The following is a 20,451-nucleotide window of genomic DNA, read 5'->3' as shown; positions in this document are numbered from 1 at the left end:
CCTGATTGTTTATATTTCAGAGTGCTCAATGTATTTTATTCACCAAGCTGTTACCTGCTTTATACAGTCTGCCCTGGCAGGTGTTTTGCTCAACCATTTTTGCTTCTATCATATCCTGTAGCTTCCACCAGCTGGTATTCCAGTTGCAGAAAACAGTTCTTTCGGCAGGGGCCCTGCCAATCAGCCTCTGTACTACAATATCAGGGTTGAGATACTCCAAAAATCTTATGGTTCTGTCAATAAACTCCTCAATGGTTATCGGCTGAATTTCTCCACGGGAATACATTCTTTCCAGCTCAGTATCTTTAAGAATAAACAGCGAGTGGCACTTCACCTGTGAAACACCAAGAGCAGAGATTATCTTTGCCCCCTCAATAACATCGTCCGCATTATCCATGGGAAGGTCGGTTATATAATGGGCGCAGATCTCAAGCCGGTATTCTCTGATCCTTATTGCGGCATCTATGAATTCTGCAAGTGTGTGCCCCCGGTTAAGCAGCTTTAGTGTATGATAATTGACAGTCTGCAGGCCGAGTTCCATAACAATATCTATTCCCTTTTCCTCTTTCAGTCCGGCCAGAAATTCCATATATCTGTCGGCAATACAGTCAGGACGTGTTGATATATATATTGCAACAATTCCCTCTCTGCAGGCTTCGGATATATTTTTTACGAACAGCTCGTATGGAAGGTAGGTATTTGAATAATTCTGAAAATAGGCAATAAACTTTTCACTTCCATAGTTTTTCCCTATATACCTGGCGTTTTGCTCCAGCTGATCTGCAACCGAGATTTCACAGGACAGATTTTCGAAACCTGCCCCTTCTTCTCCGCAAAAAATACATCCCGCCCAACCCAGACTGCCATCCCTGTTCGGGCAGGTGACAGGCAGGTTTAGCGGGAGTTTATATACCTTTGAGCCATATTTGTCTTTCAGAAATTGAGAAAATTTATTGTACAGCAATGCAGCTTCCTTCCTGCCTGTAAGTTTCATTTACCATTTCATATACCTTAGTTATGGGTATACCGTTCTTGACGGCTATACTCTTGCAATCTTCATACTCGGGAGCAAATTTATGTATATCACCCATGCTGGCGACTTTAACTCTCACATCTCCGTACATTGTATTAACCTTCACAAATTCTCTGTTCATACAAAACCTGGCCGACCTTTTTACCCTTATCCCCAGGGTGGAGGTCTCACTGAATATAACATCCGAAAACTTTTTCTCATCCCCGCATTTTGTCAATACCGTCAGCATTACCGAAGGTCTGTTTTTCTTCATATATATGGGGGTGTAGTATACATCCAGTGCACCGGTGTCCAGAAGCTTCTCCATAGTATAGCCCAGGATTTCGGGAGACATATTGTCAATATTGGTCTCAAGTATTGAAATTTCATCGTTAGGTACGTTGTCCTGCTCATAAAGTGTGCCAACCACCGCCCTTAAGGCATTAAAATGGCCGGTATTCCTTTTTCCCATACCATATCCCGTTTTTTCTATGGACATGGGAGGCATTTTTCCAAAAGCAGAACAGGTCATTTTAAGAATTCCGATACCTGTAGGAGTTACCAGTTCAAAAGGAATATTCTCAGTCACCAGAGGAATTTTGCTGTTGCACAGCATTTCCATAACAGCCGGCACAGGCACTGGTAAGAGACCGTGTGCGCATTTGACAAAACCCTTTCCCTCATGCAGCTCGGAGGCATATATCCTCTCAACCCCGAGCATGTCGATGCATATGCATGCACCTATAATATCCACTATTGAATCAATTGCTCCAACCTCATGGAAATGGACCTCGCTAATATCCCTGCCGTGTACCTTTGCCTCAGCACGGGCTATTTCCCTGAAAATCCTGGTACTCATAGCCTTGACTGCCGGCTTCAGACCGCTCATATTAATGATATTTTCTATATCGGCAAGATTCCTCTCCTGGTGGGAATGGCTATGTTCATGTCGGTGACTGTGGTCATGGTCGTGATCATTATCATGCTGATGTTCGTGATTGTGGTTATGATCATGATCGTGGTCATGGCTGTGAAGGTGGTTATGCTCAGAACTGTGTCCAGGAGCCTGTTCATTGTCATTCTGATGTCGGTGCTCATGGTCATGGTGATGATGGTCATGAGTATGACCGTCACCATCTTCGTGCCGGTGCTCTTCACATTCGTCATGGAGTATAACATTTACGTCAGTACCGGTTATACCATTTTTAACAACCTTTTTTATCTCAATGGAATAACCGTCTACTTTAAGCTTGTCCAGTTCCTGTAAAAAAGCTTTACTGTCAAGCCCCAGGTCCAGCAGGGCACCAAGGGTCATATCTCCGCTTATTCCGGAAAAACAGTCAAAATATAAAACTCGCATTAATTCCTCCGCAATACTAAATAATTAATCGAAATTTTTTAAAATTTTAATCTTGTTATACCCTAAATTTTGAAATATAAACACTAATATAACAGAACTCTCCCGTACTAATTTCAAGAACGGCTAAAGCTTATTGATATTGCTGGCCAGGTAGCCTGCGCCGAAGCCGTTGTCTATATTGACAACGCCTATACCGCTGGCGCAGCTGTTCAGCATGGTAAGCAGCGCCGCCAGACCGCCGAAATTTGCTCCGTAGCCTACACTTGTGGGCACTGCTATCACCGGCTTGTCAACCAAACCGCCTACCACACTTGCCAGGGCCCCTTCCATTCCTGCCACCACAATTACCACATTTGCCTGGGTAATGGCATCAATTTTGGACAAAAGTCTGTGAATACCTGCTACCCCCACATCGTATATCCTGTTGACCCTGTTGCCCAGTACTTCTGCCGTAATTGCTGCTTCCTCGGCAACGGGGATATCGGAGGTTCCGGCGGTTATAACCGCAATTTGCTTTTCATTGACAATTATCTCTTTTCTTTTGACAACAATTATCCTTGCAGCCTCATGGTACTCAGCATCGGATATGACTTCGCTCACTGCGGCAAAATCCTCTTTTGATGCCCTTGTGGCCAGTATATTATTATTCTTTTCCATTAATCTCTTAACTATTTCAACAATTTGTCCGCTGGTTTTCCCTTCACAGTAGACAACTTCAGGATAGCCGACTCTGATGCTGCGGTGGTGGTCTATCTTTGCAAAGCCCAGATCTTCATAAGGCAATGCCTTTATTTCCTTGAAGGCCCGGTCTATTTCAACTGTACCGTTCTTAACTCCTTCAAGCAATGCCTTCAATTCTTCAGAATTCATACCAATCCTTCTTTCCGTTACCTGTTAGTATTAAGCCTTTGCATTGCCTTTAACCGGCAGCATTTTCACCGGACTTTTCCATTGAAAGGTATGCATTTATAAAACCGTCCAGATTCCCGTCCATTACACCGTTGACATTTCCTTCCTCATAATTTGTGCGGTGATCCTTTACAAGGGTATATGGGCAGAACACGTATGACCTTATCTGGCTGCCCCAGGCAATATCCAGCTGGACACCCTTCAAGTCCTCTATCTTCTCTTTCTGCTCGCGCTCTTTTAGCTCAAAAAGCTTTGCCTTCAACATCTTCATTGCAGTATCCTTGTTTTGGAACTGTGAACGCTCTGTCTGACAGGCAACTATAACACCGGTGGGTATGTGTGTTATTCTGATGGCAGAGTCGGTCTTGTTTATATGCTGTCCTCCGGCTCCTGACGCCCTATAGGTATCAATTCTCAAATCATCGGGATTGATATTGATTTCTATGGTATCATCCAGCTCGGGCATGACATCCATGGACGCAAAGGAAGTATGTCTTCGGCCTGAAGCATCAAATGGAGAAATTCTGACCAGACGGTGCACTCCTTTTTCTGATTTCAGATACCCATATGCATTTTCCCCGATAATGTGAATTGTTACACTTTTAATTCCCGCCTCATCGCCATCGAGCAAATCCAGTATCTTTACTTCATAGCCTTTAGCCTCTCCCCACCTGGTGAACATGCGCAGCAGCATCTCAACCCAGTCCTGGGCTTCTGTTCCCCCGGCACCTGCATGCAGGGTAAGTATGGCATTATTCTTATCATAGGGTCCTGTCAGCAAGGTTTCCAACCGCAGTGACTCAAGATTTTTTTTCAGCTTTTCCAGCCCTTCACCTACCTCGGGTATTACACTTTCATCCTGTTCTTCAATCCCCAGCTCGGCAAGAGTGATTAGATCCTCCCACTGGGAGGTGAGGCTTGTAAATCTCTCTATTTTTGATTTAAGATTCTTTGTTCTTTGAAGTATCTTCTGCGAATTCTCCATATCATTCCAGAATTCGGGTTCAGAAGCCTTGTGCTCCAACTCGGTTATCTCATCGCTCAGTCTGGCGATGTCAAAGTGAAGCCCTCATTTCCTCTAAATTGCTTTTCAAGCCTTGAAGTTCAAGCTTGTATTGTTCCAGCTCAAGCATTTAATCATCCCTCTCTAAAGTTAATAATTGATTTTGTACATTACTATTATATCCAACATCTAGCCTTTTGCCAAAATAAACTTTTCTATAGCATGTGCGACACCGTCAGCTTCATTGGATGCCGTTATGTAGTTCGCAGCAGCCTTGGCAATTTCTTCACCGTTATCCATAGCTATGCTCATACCGGCATATTCAAACATGGAAATATCATTTTCGTTGTCTCCGATGGCTATCATCTGTTGGGCAGGAATGCCGTAAATATCAGTTAATTTAGCCAGAGCCGAGCCTTTGCTGACACCTTTGTTCATCACCTCGAAATTGTCGAAGTTGGAACTCATGACATCAATCTCCCGGAGCTGTTCCATATCTGCTCTCACTTTCCTGAGCTGCTGCAGATCATCGTTGACTATAACAAATTTCAGCACGGTATCCGGAATACTTTTTAATTTGGCTTCCATGTTTTGTACCACTTCGATATCCACCCGGTCCTCAGACGGCAGAGACCTGTTTCTTTCATAATACTTTTTGGATGTAAAACCCAATCTTTCGGTCAGCATGGTATCACCGGCATAAACGTGGTAGTATACGCCATGCTTCTGGCAAATGCGGTTAATCTTTAAGCTGACCTCCACATCCATATAATCCGAATATATTATTTTACCGTCGATTTTATCTGTAATAACAGCTCCGTTACAGGCAATTATCGGATCCCGGGAGCCTATTTCCTTGGCATACAGCCTCGCTCCGGTATACACTCTGCCTGAGCACACAACAACCTTAACGCCCTTTTCCATTGCTTGGGAAATTGCTTTCTTGTTTCTCTCCGATATTTCCTTATCCATATTCAACAGCGTTCCATCCAAATCTATTGCAACCAATCTGTACATTAATTCCTCCAACCAGACTTCAACCGGCAGCAGCGCAGCAGCACCCTAACCAAGACTGTCGGTAAAAGTCCTTATCCTCTTCATTGCTTCTATTATATTTTCCATTGACGATGCATAACAGGCACGGACATATCCTTCACCGCATTCTCCGAATGCGGTTCCGGGCACCACCAGCACCTTCTGCTCCATCAAAAGTCTTTCACAGAATTCATCCGAACTGAGACCTGAGCTTTTTATATTGGGAAATACATAGAAGGCTCCCTTTGGTTCAAAGCTCGAATATCCTGCCTTCTGAAATCCGTCCACCATGACTCTCCTGCGCCTGTTGTACTCTTTTGCCATCATGGCCACATCGTCATCGCTGTTCTGCAGGGCCTCAATCGCGGCATCCTGAGCCGTTGTGGGGGCACACATGATACCATACTGATGTATCTTTTTCATCTCACCGATCAGGTCCCTGTGGCCGCAGGCATAGCCCAGACGCCACCCGGTCATGGCAAAGGATTTTGAGAATCCGTTGATTACAACCGTCTGTTCCTTCATTTCCGGAAAGCTTGCAATTGAAGTATGCCCGCCTTCATAAGTAAGTTCGCAGTATATTTCGTCCGACAGTACCACTATGTTTTTGTCCTTCAGTACCTTAACCAGTTCATATAAATCCTCTCTGGTCATTATAGCTCCTGTGGGATTATTGGGAAATGGTATGATTACTACTTTTGTTCTATCGGTAATGGCATTTTCCAGCTCTTCAGCCGTCAGTTTAAATTCATTTTCCTGCTTTAGCGGAATGGTGACGGCTGTAGCGCCTGTAAACCCGGTACAGCCCTTGTATGCTACAAAGCTGGGCTCCGGAATAATTACCTCGTCACCCGGACCCGCAAGAGCCCTCAAAGCTGCATCAATTCCTTCACTTCCTCCCACCGTAACCAATATTTCATCCACAGGATTATATTCCAGTGAAAATTTTCTCTGCAGATATTTGCTTATCTCTTCCCTGAGTTCAATAAAACCTGCATTGGAGGAATACTGTGTATGCCCGTTTTCCAGTGAATAAATTCCGGCCTCCCGGATATTCCAGGGCGTTACAAAGTCAGGTTCTCCCACTCCCAGGGATATGACATCCTTCATCTCGTTAATCAGATCAAAGTACTTTCTGATACCAGAAGGCGGGACATTTTTTATTCTGTCCAAAATCATATCTTTCATTATCATATGAAAATCGGCTCCCTTCTGTCTATGGGTTTTTCCTCAAAAATAGTTCCCTTGTCCTTGTATTTTTTCAATACAAAATGGGTTGCACAGCTTAGAACCGATTCAAGGGGTGCAAGCTTTTCCGATACAAACAGCGCAACTTCCTTCATGGTTTTCCCCTCAATGATTACGGTGAGGTCAAACCCGCCCGACATCAGATAACAGGCTGTAACTTCAGGATATTTGTAAATTCTGTCGGCTATTTTATCAAAGCCCAGTCCTCTTTGAGGTGTCACCTTGACTTCTATAAGTGCCGTAACCTTTTCCCTCTCGGTTTTATCCCAATTGACCAGTGTACTGTATCCGACTATTACATTTTCAGCTTCATATTTCTTTATGGCTTCCGTTACCTCTTCAACCGATTTGCCAAGCATAACCGCTATCTCCGCCGCTGTCACTTTGCTGTTCTTTTCCAAAATCTCCAGAATCTCTTCCATTTTCAATCTCTCCTTTACATTTTTATTTAGTCGTTATTGACTTATAAATAATATCTGATCAGAATATTTTTTTAATATAATAAGAAAGGTGGCACAAAAAAAACCCAAGTCCTCCAAAACAGGGACGAAGGTTTCCGCGGTACCACCCTAATTAATGCTGCAATGCATTCACTCAAATAATGCGACATTATTTACAAATAATGTTTACATTACGCGCCTGTAACGTAGCGTCACGTCTTTTTCTACTTGCCGTCTCCGACTTTCGAAAAAGCTGCTCCCGGGCTGCCTTCAATACCAACCAGTACCGGAATCCCACCAACAGCAACCTGTTTACCGGCTCTCTTAAACTGATTCAATACTTACTCTTCCCATTCACAGCATTTAAAATTATAAATTTGTCACCCTACTTATTAATGTGTGCAATATTAATATATGCAATAGACATCAAAAAAACACAATAATTATTAAAGCCTATTATAATTTAAATTATATTTTTATTCAAGTATAAAAATAATTTATACTTTTATTCCTTTATAAAGCCTGACAGTTCACCCTCATATTTTTTAAGCTTGCCGACTAATTCCACCTTTAAGACCTTAAGTTCTTCCTTTATATCCACAAGCTTTTCTTTTTCTTCTTCCACCTGTTTTTCAAGATTTTTCTTCTCGCTGATGGCCTGAAGTTTTGCCTCGTTAATGATAGTCTCTGCCTTTTCCTGTGCAGTAATAAATGCAGTGGCTATCTTCTCCCTGTCTTCCTTTATCTGCTGGATATTTGAACTGATCTCATCATATTTGGATTTGATATCACGATACTGGGCTTTAACATCAGCAATTTCCTTTTCCTTGGCTTTAAGCTTTTCTTCATACTCTTTATTTAATCTTTCAAGATAATCATTAACATGTTTTTTCTTGAAACCGAAAAGGGCCGTAGAAAATAATTTTTCCCCTGCCATAGTACATCCTCCCACAAAATATTTGTAGTAAATGAATTATTTTATAATATCTTCCATTATAACAAATGAATCTCTTAAGGGCAAGCTTGAACAAATCAACTGCCGAAAGAGATTCATCATATGGAAATAAATAATATTCTCATTTATTGTAAAGAAGAATTAACTATTACACTGCTATACTGCAAAGCTCCGATTCTATAAATGTTTATCTATAAGCTCGGAAAACTCATCTTTTGCCCTGGCTCCGACAATCTTTTCGGCAACCTGGCCGTCTTTAAATATCAGCACAGTCGGTATGCTCATTATTCTGAACTGGGCAGCCAGTTCACCCTGGTCATCCACGTTTATCTTTGAAATCTGAACTTTCCCCTCATAATCCTCTGCCAATTCCTCCATTATTGGAGCCACCATCCTGCAAGGGCCGCACCATGATGCCCAGAAATCAACCACTACCGGCTTTTCTGATTTAAGTACCGACCCCTCGAATGTATCTTTGGTAATATCAATTATTTTACCTGACATAAAAATTTCCTCCTGATTCACATGTTAGTTGCTAAAACTTAATTTATTTATACCCATTTGAAAAATTATTAAACATCTCTGCCGGCTAATATTCCTTCAAGGAATTAATGTTAACCTTATTCCCGTCGATGGAAACAAGCGTACCGTTAAGTACCTCCAAAAACTCTCCTCTGAATGAAGCTTTCAAATCATTTTTAACATTAATAATTTTGTTCTCACTTCTATTAATATAGTAAACATTTCCGCTGCCGGATACAACTATATCTTCCGGAGGCACAGGTTCTTTCAAAGGAGTTTTGGTCCAGTCATCAGTAAACCTGCTTTCTGTAATCTTCTGCTGATATAGCTGAGTCACCTTCCCGTCGTTCCCCAGAGCTGCAATAAACAGGGTATCGTTTGCATCTATATCCAGTATCCTCACATTTTCGGAATCAATGGTTATCTTTGATTTTGACTTATCCATATCATTATACACATAAACCGGTTCGCCCGGGTTCTGATAAACCAGCTTGTTAACATAGGCGCTCTCCTTGATAATTGCGTCAGCACCAAGGGTTAAAACATTTGAATACTGGTTCATGACATTGATCCTGTAAATTCTTGACCTTGTCTCCGAAGTATTTAATTGTGCATAAACTACGTTTGTATACGGTGAAAGATCTATATCCATAACTTTGCTTTGTGCATTTACGGCTTTTATCTCGGGCAGATCCCTGATAGTTCCGTAATCGGCCTCATAGGTTGAAATCTGTATCACTCCCTTTTTACCGTTTTTGGTATCCGAGGAGTAAATAATCATATCCCTGTCAGGCAGCCACTTGAAAAATGTTATCATATCGTCTTCAAGACCGGCTATCTTTTTATCTTTTTTCGCTTTTATATCCACTATATGCAGCGCTCCGTCAGTGTCCACATATGCGCCGAATCTTGAATTATATGATACCTTTACTTCCTTGACCCCGGCTGCAACAGTGAAAACTCCGGTTACCGGCTTTTCCTTCACTTCACCTTCAGCCGTTGTTATACTAACCGAACCATCACTATTTAAAAATATATTATTTATATAAAACAATACACAGAATTGGAACATTACTGCTAATAATATCCACTTATACCACCTAGCTAAAGTTTTCAATCAGGTACCATTCGCCTTTCCAGCCCACATAAATGAGTTATGAATAAATGTACGCACCTACCGTGAGCCGGGTAAGGCGTGAAGCAGAGCTCTATTCTACGGCATTACCATAAATACCGACGGAACCGATCTTTCACCCAGAGCATCCGAAGGTGTATTGATTACCTTTCCGTCATAATACATTGTTGTTGAAGAACCTCCGTCCAGATTGGCAGCATTTACGGCGCCATGCTTGAGCATGATGTTCTGAACTTCCTCCAGGGTTGCTCCAAAGGATTTCAGGCTTCTCCCGTCAATAACCAGCATGAGTACAGACCCGTCTTCTTTTTGCCCTATTACTGTTCTTGGAGAGATACCCCATCCGCCGTCGCCCTTTACAGTGGGTTTACCGTTAACTATCAGCGGAGGACCGAAACTGATTGCCTCCTTAACCTTGTATTTATTCAGATCGTTCTCCGAATGCTTTCCTACTATGAGCATACCATCTTCAGTAAAGGCGATGGTATCACGTTTTTTGTCCTTATCCTTGATTTGTCCGCTTATATACTTGCCGTTACTGATCAGATATCCCAGCGGAGCGCCTCCTGTTCCTGCCCATTTGGTGTCAATAAAACCGCCTCCGTTTATGGCTGCAATGGCACCATTTCTTTTTGCTATACTGCTGGTGGTTTCACCGGCTCTGGGCATCTGATTGGAGTATCCGACCTTTATTCTGGTGGGATCTTCTATCAAAAGCATCTTACCTTTAAAATTGGAGCTCTCAACATCAAAAAGTTCAATCTCCCCGGTGTGCTTTACTCCAAATTTAAGCATTTTTATTGCTTCGGTATCCAAATCCGATATTGCATAACCGTCACCCAGTATCCTGGATATTGCATTGTCCGACAAAAAGGCCTTCGGAATTTTCTGAAGCGTAAAGGAGTTCCAGGTCATCCCTATTATAGTTCGCTTTACGTTGTTGAAAGGACCGTAAAAGACCAGCAGCGGTGTTGTTAACGACATAAATAAAAACTCAAATATTAAAAAAACAATAATGCTTTTCAGCTTTGATTTTTTCTTTTTCTTCTTTACCTGCTTGAGCTGATTTTGCAGCCCAAACTGTTCATTTACCGTTATGTTATTCATTTAGCCCCCTAAATCAAATAAGCCCCACAAAGTGCAAACAAAAAGCATACACCCTCGTGTATACTTTTTAGTAATCTAATATAAAAAGTAATTATATTATAATATTGTTATTGGTATATTTCAAATGAATCACAAAAAATTAATATTTGTAACATTAGTGACACAGGATACTGGAAAATCTGCCATTTTCTACACGATCTTCAATCTGTCAAGTGCCCGGTGCACACGTTCGAACAGCAGCCCTGCCAGAAACCATGCGGGAGCATAATCCAGCCTGACAATACCCTCAACGGCAAATCTGCCGAAATACTGCCATGGATACACGTGCAATATGCTCAGGATCAGTTTTCCTGTTGTGTATTCTATTCCCCAAATTATCACAACCCAAACTAAACCTCTCAGTACAACATTCCAGGAACGTATAATGTCATGAAGAGGTTCCAGGAAAACTCCGCATCCGTATATAAATAACATCCACAGGCTGGTATATGCCTCAAGGGTCATATTGCCGTTGATTAACGAATATAGTCCCGTCCAGACTATTTCCATGCTCCAGCCGATAATACCGTAAATAAAGAATCGTTTTATCATATTTATCATAATATATATTTTTTTCACATTTTGGTACTTTTTATTTATCAAAATCATAAATTGTGAAAAGTATTTTTTTCCATTTAATTCAGCGGGTCGTTGCCGGTTAATTTAATTGACTTTTCAGCTCATGGAGCTTTGCAGAATTGGAGGGCAGCTTTGACCAATGTATGCATGTCAGTAGTTCTCCCGGCCGGTATCCGTCAATGGATTGCCCCCGAAGTTCTTGCCTGAAATAGTACGGCCGTCGCTGCACTTGGTGTAAGTCTACAAATTTCAAGCAAGCTCTTCTAACCGGGCTTCCCATTGACGGGTACCGGCCTCGCGCACTACTGGTGCCTCATTTTTTTGGAAGCTGCATCCCATTAAGACAAATACTACATATTACTGAAAAGCAATCATAATTTAACCGGCACAACAAGTTAAATTAGCTCGTAATGCTAGTTAATAATTTGTTTTGCTTTACAGATAGATTTAATTAGAATCAACTGGTACGAGGGACAACTTCATGAAATAAGATGCACGGTTAAAAACAATTGTGATAAATTGTCGGCAAAACCGCTTTAAATGAGGCGATACAATTTATGTAATTGTTTTGGGGGCGCCCTTATTTTATGAAGTCAGTACGGAAGCTACCAGTTGATATAGAATATTACACAGGTAAAGCAAAATTCAAATTAATTAGCACTACGCGTTAAATAAATTTTAACATTGTATTAATTAATGATAAACGCTACCAATAACATCTTCTTTATGTTATTATATCAACAACTGAAAATCGGATAAGCAAATACAGCTTGAATCATATAAATAACGGGTAGAAATATATAATCTACTAAATAACAGATTGGAGGATGCACATGTATCTTGTTGGAAAAATCAACGTAATATCAGCCCTGCCGGAAGAATTTAAGAGATTGAACGATATCGCATATAATTTATGGTGGTCCTGGAATCCTGAGGCAATCGACCTTTACAGGGAGATCGACCTGGAGCTTTGGGAAAAGCTGGGCAAAAACCCTGTACGTTTTCTGCAGGAGGTAAGTCAGAAAAAGCTTCAGGCCAGGCTTGAAGATAAGGATTATATGTCAAGGCTTCATAATGTGGTCGCTGCCTTTGACAGCTATATGTCCGAAAAAGACACATGGTTTTCAATAAATCATCCCGAAAGTAACGGAAAAAGAATCGCCTATTTCTCGGCCGAATACGGTCTAAACGAAGTGCTGCCTATTTATTCCGGCGGTCTGGGCGTATTGTCGGGTGATCACTGCAAATCTGCCAGTGATCTGGGCCTTCCCTTTACTGCAATCGGTCTTTTTTACAAACAGGGTTATTTCAGTCAGAGAATCAATATTGACGGCTGGCAGGAAACCAGCTTTAATAATTTGAATATTTCCCAGCTTCCAATATTGCCGGCACTCAATTCAAACGGCGAGCAGGCTGAAATCAATATCACCTTTGCGGGCAGAACCGTATATGCAAAGGTCTGGAAAGTACAAATCGGCAGAATCAATCTTTACCTGATGGATACCGATGTGTCGAAGAACAATCCTTCTGACAGAGCCCTTACTTCAAGGCTGTACGGAGGGGATCATGAAACCAGGATTCAGCAGGAAATTTTCCTTGGTATCGGCGGCATCCGTGTTTTGGATGCACTGGATATCCACCCCACGGTTTATCATATGAACGAGGGACATTCCTCTTTCATGGGACTGGAACTTATAAGAAAACTTATTAATGAAAAACATTTAACCTTTAAGGAAGCAAAGCAGATTGTGTCCAATTCCGCCATATTTACCACCCATACCCCTGTTCCGGCAGGAAATGACACCTTCCCTCTGTACATGATGGACAAATATTTCGGAGATTTCTGGGGTCAATTGGGACTCAGCAGATATGATTTTCTTGAACTGGGACTGAAAAATCCCGAGGATCAGAATTTCAACATGACAGTCCTCGCTCTGACGCTTGCCGGCAGAAAAAATGGGGTAAGCAAGCTTCACGGAGCCGTCTCCAGGGATATTTTCGGAGATGTCTGGCCCGGCGTACCCCAGGATGATGTTCCCATAACGCACGTAACCAATGGAATCCATACACTGACCTGGTTATCGCCTAAAATAAAGGAGCTTTATGACAAATATCTCGATTCCGACTGGAAAACCAGGATATACTCCGCTTCCACTTTTGAAGCTGTAGACAATATTCCTTCCGGAGAGCTCTGGAATACCCATTTGGAATTAAAGCACAAGCTGATCGGTTTTGTAAGGGATAGGCTGAAGGCTCAGAAACTGGCTAACGGTGAATCTATGGAAGCGGTAAGACAAGTTGATACCTTCCTTGATCCCAATGCGCTTACCATCGGTTTTGCTAGAAGGTTTGCAACCTATAAGCGAGCAAACCTCATATTCAGAAATCTTGCAAGGATACAGAATATCCTTAATAACCCGGAAAAGCCGGTGCAGATTATTTTCGCCGGTAAGGCCCACCCTGCCGACGGCCCGGCTCACGATGTCATCAAGAATATAAACGATATAGCAAGGCAGGAAGGCTTTTACGGAAAGGTTATCCTTCTTGAAAACTATAATATGACTGTTGCCAGAAATCTTGTTCAAGGCGTTGACATATGGATGAATAATCCAAGAAGGCCTCTTGAAGCAAGCGGAACCAGCGGTCAAAAGGTCTGCATAAACGGCATCATTAATTTCAGCATTCTGGACGGCTGGTGGTGCGAGGGCTATACTGGTGAAAACGGCTGGGTTATAGGTGATGAGACCGAATTTGACAATGAGAACTCCCAGGACAATATAGACAGCGAATCCATATATGACACTCTTGAAGGAAAGATCATTCCCCTTTTCTACAAGGTTAACGAGAAAGGTATACCTGAGGAATGGATCCGAATCATGAAAAATTCCATAAAGTCACTGGCCTGGAATTACAGTACCGACAGAATGGTAAAGGAGTACACCGAAAGAATGTATCTGCCCGCCATGACCGGGGCTTCAAAGCTGTTGGAGGATAACTGCAATACGGCAAGAAGTTTCAGCTCCTTTGAAGAACATATGAAAAACAATTGGGCCCAGGTACAGCTTATGGCAGATAAAAACCACAATGACCTCAAAGATTACAGGTCAAATTCCGGGCAGGAAATCAACCTGTGGGTCAATGCCCAATTAGGTGCAATCGATCCGGCAAACATTATGGTTGAATTATATTACGGAACTCTGGAAAACGGGAAAATAGCAAATGCACAGGCAGTTGAGATGAATTGCACCGAAAAGCTGGCCGACAGCCTGTACAGATATTCTCTGAACCTTAGAATTGAAGACGGCGGAGAATATGCCTATACTTTCCGTGCAACCCCAAAGCATCCGGATATGATAAACAGGTTTGATACTGGATTGATCCGCTGGACTATATAGTTATAGTGAATGATTAAAAGTGTAAGGTTAAGATTTGTGATAGGTTTGTTTTTGAATTTTCCCAGTCAGGCAGACAGAGGGAAATTCAAAAGCCATTGAACACTACATAAATATGATTTGTTGTGTTCATAAATAGCATTTGAGGCAGGATTAGAGTTTATAAAGTTAAAATTCAATACATTTTGTTTGGTTCAACAAAACAAAATGTATTGATATTCCCTAGAGTATAATTTCCGCTTTATCCTGCTAGTACCCTTCAATAAAATTGTATGTTCATGTTGACTGTTTCCAATATATTACATATAATAAAGTCAAGCGGTACTATTATTAAAAAAGGAGAGTTTCTATGCAAGAGGCTGTTATTAAATCAAGGGTATTGACAATTATTTTATATTTATTACCTATACTGTTAGTCACTTTTCTTACTCGAAAGATAAATTATTTTTTACTTAGTGCGGGAGTTATGACAATTTTACTTAGCCTAGGCATGTATTTAACGCCAAGCTATATTGGATTTAAAAAAGGTTCAGATAAGTATCATAGTCCACTTTTTATAGGCGTATCAGGACTACTTCTTATATTACTTTATACAATGGGATAATATTAGAAATGTTTCAGGAGCTGTAATAACATAACAAAGTAGGGTATTATAAGTGTTTTAAATCAACTTATAATACCCTACTTTGTTATGTTATTTTCTAAATATAAAATTTAATGATTAGAATACTAAAACTGCATACTCGTTACCAAGTGCAAATTGCAAATTTACACTTGCATTTGACACTACAACAATACCACCAACAAGGGCAGCTATTGGTCCTGTTATGGTAACACCACAAAGAGCAGCAATTGCCAATCCTATGGTAGTAGATCCACCGCCTAAATTGATTATTTCTTTTATAATGTCCCAACCGGCTTTATTAAACACAAGTTCTCCGTGTGAAGGTAAAGCCAAAGGTATGTACATTATACTAGCCCCAGTAGATGGATTATAGTAGTTAGGATGTATTTCAGTAGGGTTAGATGGACTAGTAACATTTGTATATTTTTCTACGATTGCCAATACTTTATCGGCATAATCTTGTGTTATTGAATTATTTTCAACTAACTGTTTTAATGCATTTTCAACATTTGCTTTATTGATTGGAGTTAAATTATTCTGAATAACGACAGTTTCAGAACTGTCCTCTGTAGAAGCTGCAAAGCTTTGGGAACTAAAAACAAATAGAATACATAGAACTAAAGCAAGTGAAGTAATTTTTTTAATACTAAACATCTGAATGATCTCCTTTACGATTGTTTTTTTATCAATATTGATGTATTGTGTATTTATGACATGTCTATAACATAAAATAACATATTTTTTTAAATATGTCAATAATTGGAAAACGCAATTAAGAACATATGTGTCATAGGTCAAAATAATCGTGAAAAAACACGGTAATTACACGAAATATCTATTTTATGCTGTAAGTGCATATCAGAATTTTACTCAAGTCTCAAATAACTCTAAGAACCAATTTAGCTTTTTAATCGTCAAAAAATAATCCTATTTTTTCAAAAAATTGAACTTTCCTTTTTTACGTTTTTCTTTTATTTAGTGAATAGCCAAGAACATCCGTTTTTTGTATTGATAATTTTCGACTTACGTAATATATTACCCAAGTAGATAATATATTACGTTGATGGAGAAATTAATGTGTATGATTCTAAACAGGTAAAATTTTTAGAGGAACAAGGTTTTATATTCGGCAGTTTATTTCTCTTGGCAAATAAACTTCAGGTCAGCAGTGACAAACATCTTGAAAGCGTCGGTCTGACTACCAAACAGTGGTTTCTGATTGCAGCGGTTCAGAATTTTAAAACTCCTCCAACTCTCAGTGAGGTATCTGAGCTCATTGGAAGCTCCCGTCAGAACGTAAAGCAACTTGCAATAAAACTTGAGAAAAAAAACTTTTTAACACTGGAGAAGGATGAGCAGGCTGTCAGGCTTATATTAACCGAGCAATGCATTAATATCTGGAGAGACCGTGATGCATTGGATAAACAGTTTATTACCGAAATATTAAGTTGCTTGACAATTGACCAATATAACTTCTTAGGCAGTCATCTTTCCAGATTGTTTTATCTTAATATGTTATTCCTATATATGGTCTACATTCCTATACTGACAAACCTGCAAGCCAAAACCCGATACTGCACTGTCTCAGCTGATTTATACTTTAATGAAAAAGGAGGATTAGTTAATTCTGTATGCGGATATATATATTGCTTGGAAGAAGACAGTTCATACAAGAAAGTAAAATGGTCAACTCCATTGAAAGATTACAGGTACATCAATGGACTTTTACTGGCTTCCCGCGTGGAAGCCGTCTGGAACTATCCGCAAGGCGATGATTGCTATATTAAGCTGACAAATATAAAGGGGCTGAAATATAATTGCGATAGTTTTTAGAGAAGGCGTGTCGCAAAACTAACACAATTGAAATATATGTGAAAAATTATCATAAAGCTTCCCATTTATCGAAGCTGTACTCGCACACTATAATCAGTAATCCATTATTAGCAATTCCCTTATTTCAAGACGGCCCTTTATCTAAAAAGAGCCTTTACGCAGTCCCGCTCCACTTGCCGCACTTGTCACCCCAGCACGCCACAGGGTCGTCATCCAGTGTGATCTGGACAATTTCACAGCAGTTGGAGCAGCCTGAGCATTCCCTGCTTTCAGTGGTATATGAACCGTTAAGCTTGTCAAAGCCGTTAAATTGTGTTTTTCCCGAGGCGGCCTGTACATTTTCCCTTGCCAGCAGAGCCACGCCATAGGCGCCCATGACATCAAAATGCTCCGGTATTATGATCCCGACTCCCAAGGCTTTTTCAAATGCTCTGACAATACCTATATTTGCCGCCACACCGCCCTGGAATACAACCGGAGAATCCAGCCTTTTGCCTTTTGCCAGATTTGCAAGATAGTTTCTGACCAGGGCATCACATAAACCGCCGATGATATCTTCTCTTGAATGTCCCATCTGCTGTTTATGTATCATGTCGCTTTCGGCAAAAACAGCACACCGTCCTGCTATTCTCACAGGATTTTTAGATTTTAACGCATATGACCCGAAATCCTCAATTGCTATCCCTATTCTGGAGGCCTGCCTGTCCAGGAAGGAACCTGTCCCGGCAGCACATACGGTGTTCATTGCAAAATCATGGACCACCTGGTTTTTTAACAGAATAATCTTGGAATCCTGCCCGCCTATTTCAATAATAGTCCTGACATCGGGTATTGTTTTTTGTGCTGCCACCGCATGGGCCGTTATTTCATTTTTTACAACATCGGCTCCCACTATTGCAGCTGCCAGCTGCCTGCCGCTTCCTGTTGCTCCTACACCTGATACCACAATATTCTTGCCGATCCTCCGGTCAATGTCCTTCAGACCTTTCCGGATGGATTCGATGGGCTGTCCTTCAGTGCGGAGATACTGCTTGTCAAGGACATTGTTCTCCTCGTCAATAAGTGTGATATTTGTGCTTACCGATCCTACATCAATACCCATATAACATTTTATTCTGTTCATTCAAGTGCTCTTCCCTTCTCTTTTTAATTAAATCGACAAATGCTTCAACTCTGGTATTAAATCCGGCTTCCCCCGTCATTTCGTCCCTGATGATGGTCATTACGGGAATCTGATGATTTTCTTCCACCGCAGGAAGGATTGCCTGTGATACGATCTCAGGCATGCAGCCCAGGGGATAAATATGAATAACGCCGTCATAGCCTTCCTTTGCATGGACGACGGTATTGCCCACGGTATGATGGGCATGTCCGCCTACCATGCTGCTCATATATGCTTTTGATTCTCTTACGTCTTCCGATTCCACAGGCAGATGAAGACCCTTCTTCAGCATGTCATTTATTATCCAGCCGCTGACCGTAACCTGTCTCGTCACTTCCACCCCCATATTGCCCAGCATTCTCTCAATGGAAAAATTCGCATATGGCTCGATTGTGGTGTAAATCTCTCCGACAATGCCGACTTTCAAGGGCCGTGCCTTTTCATTTACCGGCAGCTTTTTAAGTGTCTTTTCTGTCTGTCTTATAAATTTTAATATTTCTTTCGAACCACTGACCTCCAGAATTCCTGTTTGGAAGCCGCGGTATATTTTATCAACACTTCCCTTTTCAAGCTGCCTGGCCCGTTTTATACGAGACAGCCTTTCCAGGTTGTCCAGCTGAACCGCCACATTTTTGGCTGCGTTCACCGCTTTTGCAACGTTCAGATAGTTTGAGCCGCCGCTGACCTTCTTAATTCTTGCAGCCAGCTCCTTTATGCCCTGATCCGGAACCTCAAGAGTTATAATATCCATCTTTATTCCGATCTCGGCGGCGGTTTTTTTCAGCATCTCTCCGAAGTATCCCAGCTTGCACGGTCCGCAGCCTCCGGTTATCAGCATGGTATCGGCACCCAGTTCATGAGCCTGGAGCATATTCCCCACAAAAAGCTTAAAGGGCAGGCAATGTGCTTCAGAAGTATATTTTGAGCCCAATTCCAGCGTCTTGTTTGTATTAAATGGCGGAACCACATATTCCGAGCCAAAATCGTCCAAAAAAGATTTTGCTGTAATATAAGTATTACCTATATGAGGAAACGTTATTTTCATGGGTTACCCTCCTCACAATCATATCTACAAATGCCTCCAGTCTGGTGCAGAAGCCGGTCTCTGCCGAATGTTCATCCAAAACCAGCTTCATAAATGGAAGGTCACTTTCCTCCCTTATTTTCTTTTCAACCAGTTCTATCACAAAACTGTCCACCCCGCAGCCAAAGGAAGTTATGGCAATAACTCCATCTATGCCGCCATTTTCTATGAGCTGAATGCTTCCTCCATATGCCCGGGTTCCATAATCCCAGAACAACATTTTGTCAAGTTCCCTGCATTTTTCCTTTGACTCCCGGTAATCCAGCATATCCAGCGTTACGATTCCTATCCCGTAATCTCTCAGCTTCCTCATCAATTCCATGTTTATAAAACTGTCATATACCGTATAGCAATGGCCTAAAACAGCAACCGTAATATTAGTGCTGCGTTTCTGAATGACCCGCAGGGGCATTGAACCGATTTCCTGCTTGAACTCATCGGTCAGCACTCCGGATTTCATGACCTGCCTCTCATTTCTGTATGCCTCCAATGCATTTTTATAGGCATTTTTTATTTTTTGTTTATCCTTCGTTATAAATTCACCGGTATACTGCGCAGCAAGCCATGAATTTTTTTCGCTCTTCCTCAGATTGATTTCGGTATCGATTATCCTGGGCATTAATTTTATGGAATTTCTTATCATATCCTGAACTCCGGCGACTTCCGGGCAGATGTACTGTTTTTTTGAGATACTTGTAAAACGCGGCAGGAAAATAAAGTCCGCTTTTCCAAGCAGATTTATCACATGTCCGTAATATGCCTTTATTGGGAGACAGGCTTCGGAAACGCAGTTATTGGCACCCTCCAATAATGTGTTTTTGTTGGTTTTATCCGAAATTACAATTTCTGCTCCCAGTTCGGTAAAAAAGCTTTCCCACAGGGTGGAAAACTTATAATAATATAAACCTCTCGGTATTCCTACTTTGACCATTCAAGCCTCCATTGATTCATATTATGCAAATGAATGGAATAAAAAAAATCCACTCTCAATTCATTATTGACGTGGATTCA

The 20,451-nt window shown here is 41.2% G+C and carries 19 protein-coding genes and 1 other annotated feature; of the genes, 3 read left to right on the top strand and 16 right to left on the bottom strand.

Annotated features, from left to right (window positions below; all coding sequences use genetic code 11):
* Positions 1–25: 25 nt before the first annotated feature.
* The 12 genes from mnmL to T344_RS0100890 all read right to left on the bottom strand — a co-directional run bounded on the left by mnmL (position 26) and on the right by T344_RS0100890 (position 11,344).
* On the bottom strand, positions 26–964 hold the full coding sequence (gene mnmL, locus T344_RS0100950) for a tRNA modification radical SAM protein MnmL/YtqA (protein WP_027627165.1): 939 nt from the start codon (positions 962–964) through the stop codon (positions 26–28).
* Entirely contained in the window at positions 951–2,372 is a 1,422-nt protein-coding gene (larC, locus tag T344_RS0100945; RefSeq protein ID WP_027627164.1) for a nickel pincer cofactor biosynthesis protein LarC, read from the bottom strand. Before larC ends, mnmL begins: the two co-directional genes overlap by 14 nt.
* Before the next feature lie 123 nt (positions 2,373–2,495).
* Positions 2,496–3,242 carry a nickel pincer cofactor biosynthesis protein LarB gene (larB, locus tag T344_RS0100940; RefSeq protein WP_027627163.1) on the bottom strand — a complete coding sequence of 249 codons (747 nt, stop codon included), beginning with the start codon at positions 3,240–3,242 and terminating at the stop codon, positions 2,496–2,498.
* Positions 3,243–3,291: 49 nt separating this feature from the next.
* A protein-coding gene (gene prfB / locus T344_RS0100935; RefSeq protein ID WP_207641809.1) for a peptide chain release factor 2 occupies positions 3,292–4,414 on the bottom strand; the annotation gives its coding sequence in 2 pieces (ribosomal slippage) (positions 3,292–4,338 and positions 4,340–4,414; 1,122 coding nt in all).
* 59 nt (positions 4,415–4,473) lie between these two features.
* On the bottom strand, positions 4,474–5,301 hold the full coding sequence (locus T344_RS0100930; protein WP_027627161.1) for a Cof-type HAD-IIB family hydrolase: 828 nt from the start codon (positions 5,299–5,301) through the stop codon (positions 4,474–4,476).
* Between the two features lie 45 nt (positions 5,302–5,346).
* Entirely contained in the window at positions 5,347–6,513 is a 1,167-nt protein-coding gene (locus tag T344_RS0100925; RefSeq protein ID WP_027627160.1) for a pyridoxal phosphate-dependent aminotransferase, read from the bottom strand.
* Positions 6,510–6,989 carry an Lrp/AsnC family transcriptional regulator gene (locus T344_RS0100920; RefSeq protein WP_004630105.1) on the bottom strand — a complete coding sequence of 160 codons (480 nt, stop codon included), beginning with the start codon at positions 6,987–6,989 and terminating at the stop codon, positions 6,510–6,512. The genes T344_RS0100925 and T344_RS0100920 overlap by 4 nt, the downstream gene beginning before the upstream one ends.
* A gap of 117 nt (positions 6,990–7,106) precedes the next feature.
* Positions 7,107–7,374, bottom strand: a binding site (T-box leader).
* Positions 7,375–7,512: 138 nt separating this feature from the next.
* The gene (locus T344_RS0100910; protein ID WP_027627159.1) at positions 7,513–7,944 is read right to left on the bottom strand and encodes a membrane protein; all 432 of its coding nucleotides are present in this window, start codon (positions 7,942–7,944) and stop codon (positions 7,513–7,515) included.
* A gap of 195 nt (positions 7,945–8,139) precedes the next feature.
* Positions 8,140–8,466, bottom strand: coding sequence for a thioredoxin (gene trxA / locus T344_RS0100905; RefSeq protein ID WP_027627158.1), 327 nt, complete (start codon positions 8,464–8,466; stop codon positions 8,140–8,142).
* 85 nt (positions 8,467–8,551) lie between these two features.
* Positions 8,552–9,601 (bottom strand): hypothetical protein, encoded by a 1,050-nt coding sequence (locus T344_RS0100900; RefSeq protein ID WP_027627157.1) that lies wholly within the window; start codon positions 9,599–9,601, stop codon positions 8,552–8,554.
* Positions 9,602–9,697: 96 nt separating this feature from the next.
* Positions 9,698–10,726, bottom strand: a complete 1,029-nt coding sequence (locus T344_RS0100895; RefSeq protein WP_027627156.1) for a phosphodiester glycosidase family protein — start codon at positions 10,724–10,726, stop codon at positions 9,698–9,700.
* 189 nt (positions 10,727–10,915) lie between these two features.
* Complete coding sequence (locus tag T344_RS0100890) at positions 10,916–11,344, bottom strand: putative ABC transporter permease (protein WP_479692226.1); 429 nt, start codon at positions 11,342–11,344, stop codon at positions 10,916–10,918.
* An 833-nt stretch (positions 11,345–12,177) separates the two neighbouring features.
* On the opposite strand from T344_RS0100890, the gene glgP reads away from it, so the two are divergent.
* Together glgP and T344_RS0100880 are read left to right on the top strand one after the other, a co-directional pair.
* Positions 12,178–14,739 carry an alpha-glucan family phosphorylase gene (glgP, locus tag T344_RS0100885; protein ID WP_027627154.1) on the top strand — a complete coding sequence of 854 codons (2,562 nt, stop codon included), beginning with the start codon at positions 12,178–12,180 and terminating at the stop codon, positions 14,737–14,739.
* Between the two features lie 346 nt (positions 14,740–15,085).
* Complete coding sequence (locus T344_RS0100880) at positions 15,086–15,340, top strand: hypothetical protein (RefSeq protein WP_027627153.1); 255 nt, start codon at positions 15,086–15,088, stop codon at positions 15,338–15,340.
* 117 nt (positions 15,341–15,457) lie between these two features.
* Here the strand turns inward: T344_RS0100880 and T344_RS0100875 are convergent, their stop codons facing one another.
* Positions 15,458–16,015 carry a hypothetical protein gene (locus T344_RS0100875; protein ID WP_027627152.1) on the bottom strand — a complete coding sequence of 186 codons (558 nt, stop codon included), beginning with the start codon at positions 16,013–16,015 and terminating at the stop codon, positions 15,458–15,460.
* Positions 16,016–16,438: 423 nt separating this feature from the next.
* Here T344_RS0100875 and T344_RS29520 point away from each other — a divergent pair, with 423 nt between their 5' ends.
* Complete coding sequence (locus T344_RS29520) at positions 16,439–17,194, top strand: DUF6544 family protein (protein WP_051571513.1); 756 nt, start codon at positions 16,439–16,441, stop codon at positions 17,192–17,194.
* 154 nt (positions 17,195–17,348) lie between these two features.
* Here T344_RS29520 and T344_RS0100865 read toward each other — a convergent pair whose 3' ends face one another.
* The 3 genes from T344_RS0100865 to T344_RS0100855 are packed head-to-tail and all read right to left on the bottom strand — an operon-like array spanning position 17,349 to position 20,371.
* Complete coding sequence (locus T344_RS0100865) at positions 17,349–18,317, bottom strand: acyl-CoA dehydratase activase (RefSeq protein ID WP_027627151.1); 969 nt, start codon at positions 18,315–18,317, stop codon at positions 17,349–17,351.
* A complete protein-coding gene (locus T344_RS0100860; protein ID WP_027627150.1) occupies positions 18,286–19,401 on the bottom strand; it encodes a CoA protein activase in 1,116 nt (371 codons plus the stop codon). The genes T344_RS0100865 and T344_RS0100860 overlap by 32 nt, the downstream gene beginning before the upstream one ends.
* Positions 19,373–20,371 (bottom strand): acyl-CoA dehydratase activase-related protein, encoded by a 999-nt coding sequence (locus T344_RS0100855; RefSeq protein ID WP_027627149.1) that lies wholly within the window; start codon positions 20,369–20,371, stop codon positions 19,373–19,375. Before T344_RS0100855 ends, T344_RS0100860 begins: the two co-directional genes overlap by 29 nt.
* Positions 20,372–20,451: the final 80 nt, after the last annotated feature.

This window comes from Ruminiclostridium cellobioparum DSM 1351 = ATCC 15832 (assembly GCF_000621505.1).
Lineage (GTDB): Bacteria > Bacillota > Clostridia > Acetivibrionales > DSM-1351 > Ruminiclostridium > Ruminiclostridium cellobioparum.
The sequence above is the reverse complement of the archived record's forward strand: the minus strand, read 5'-3'. Positions and strand labels throughout refer to the sequence as shown.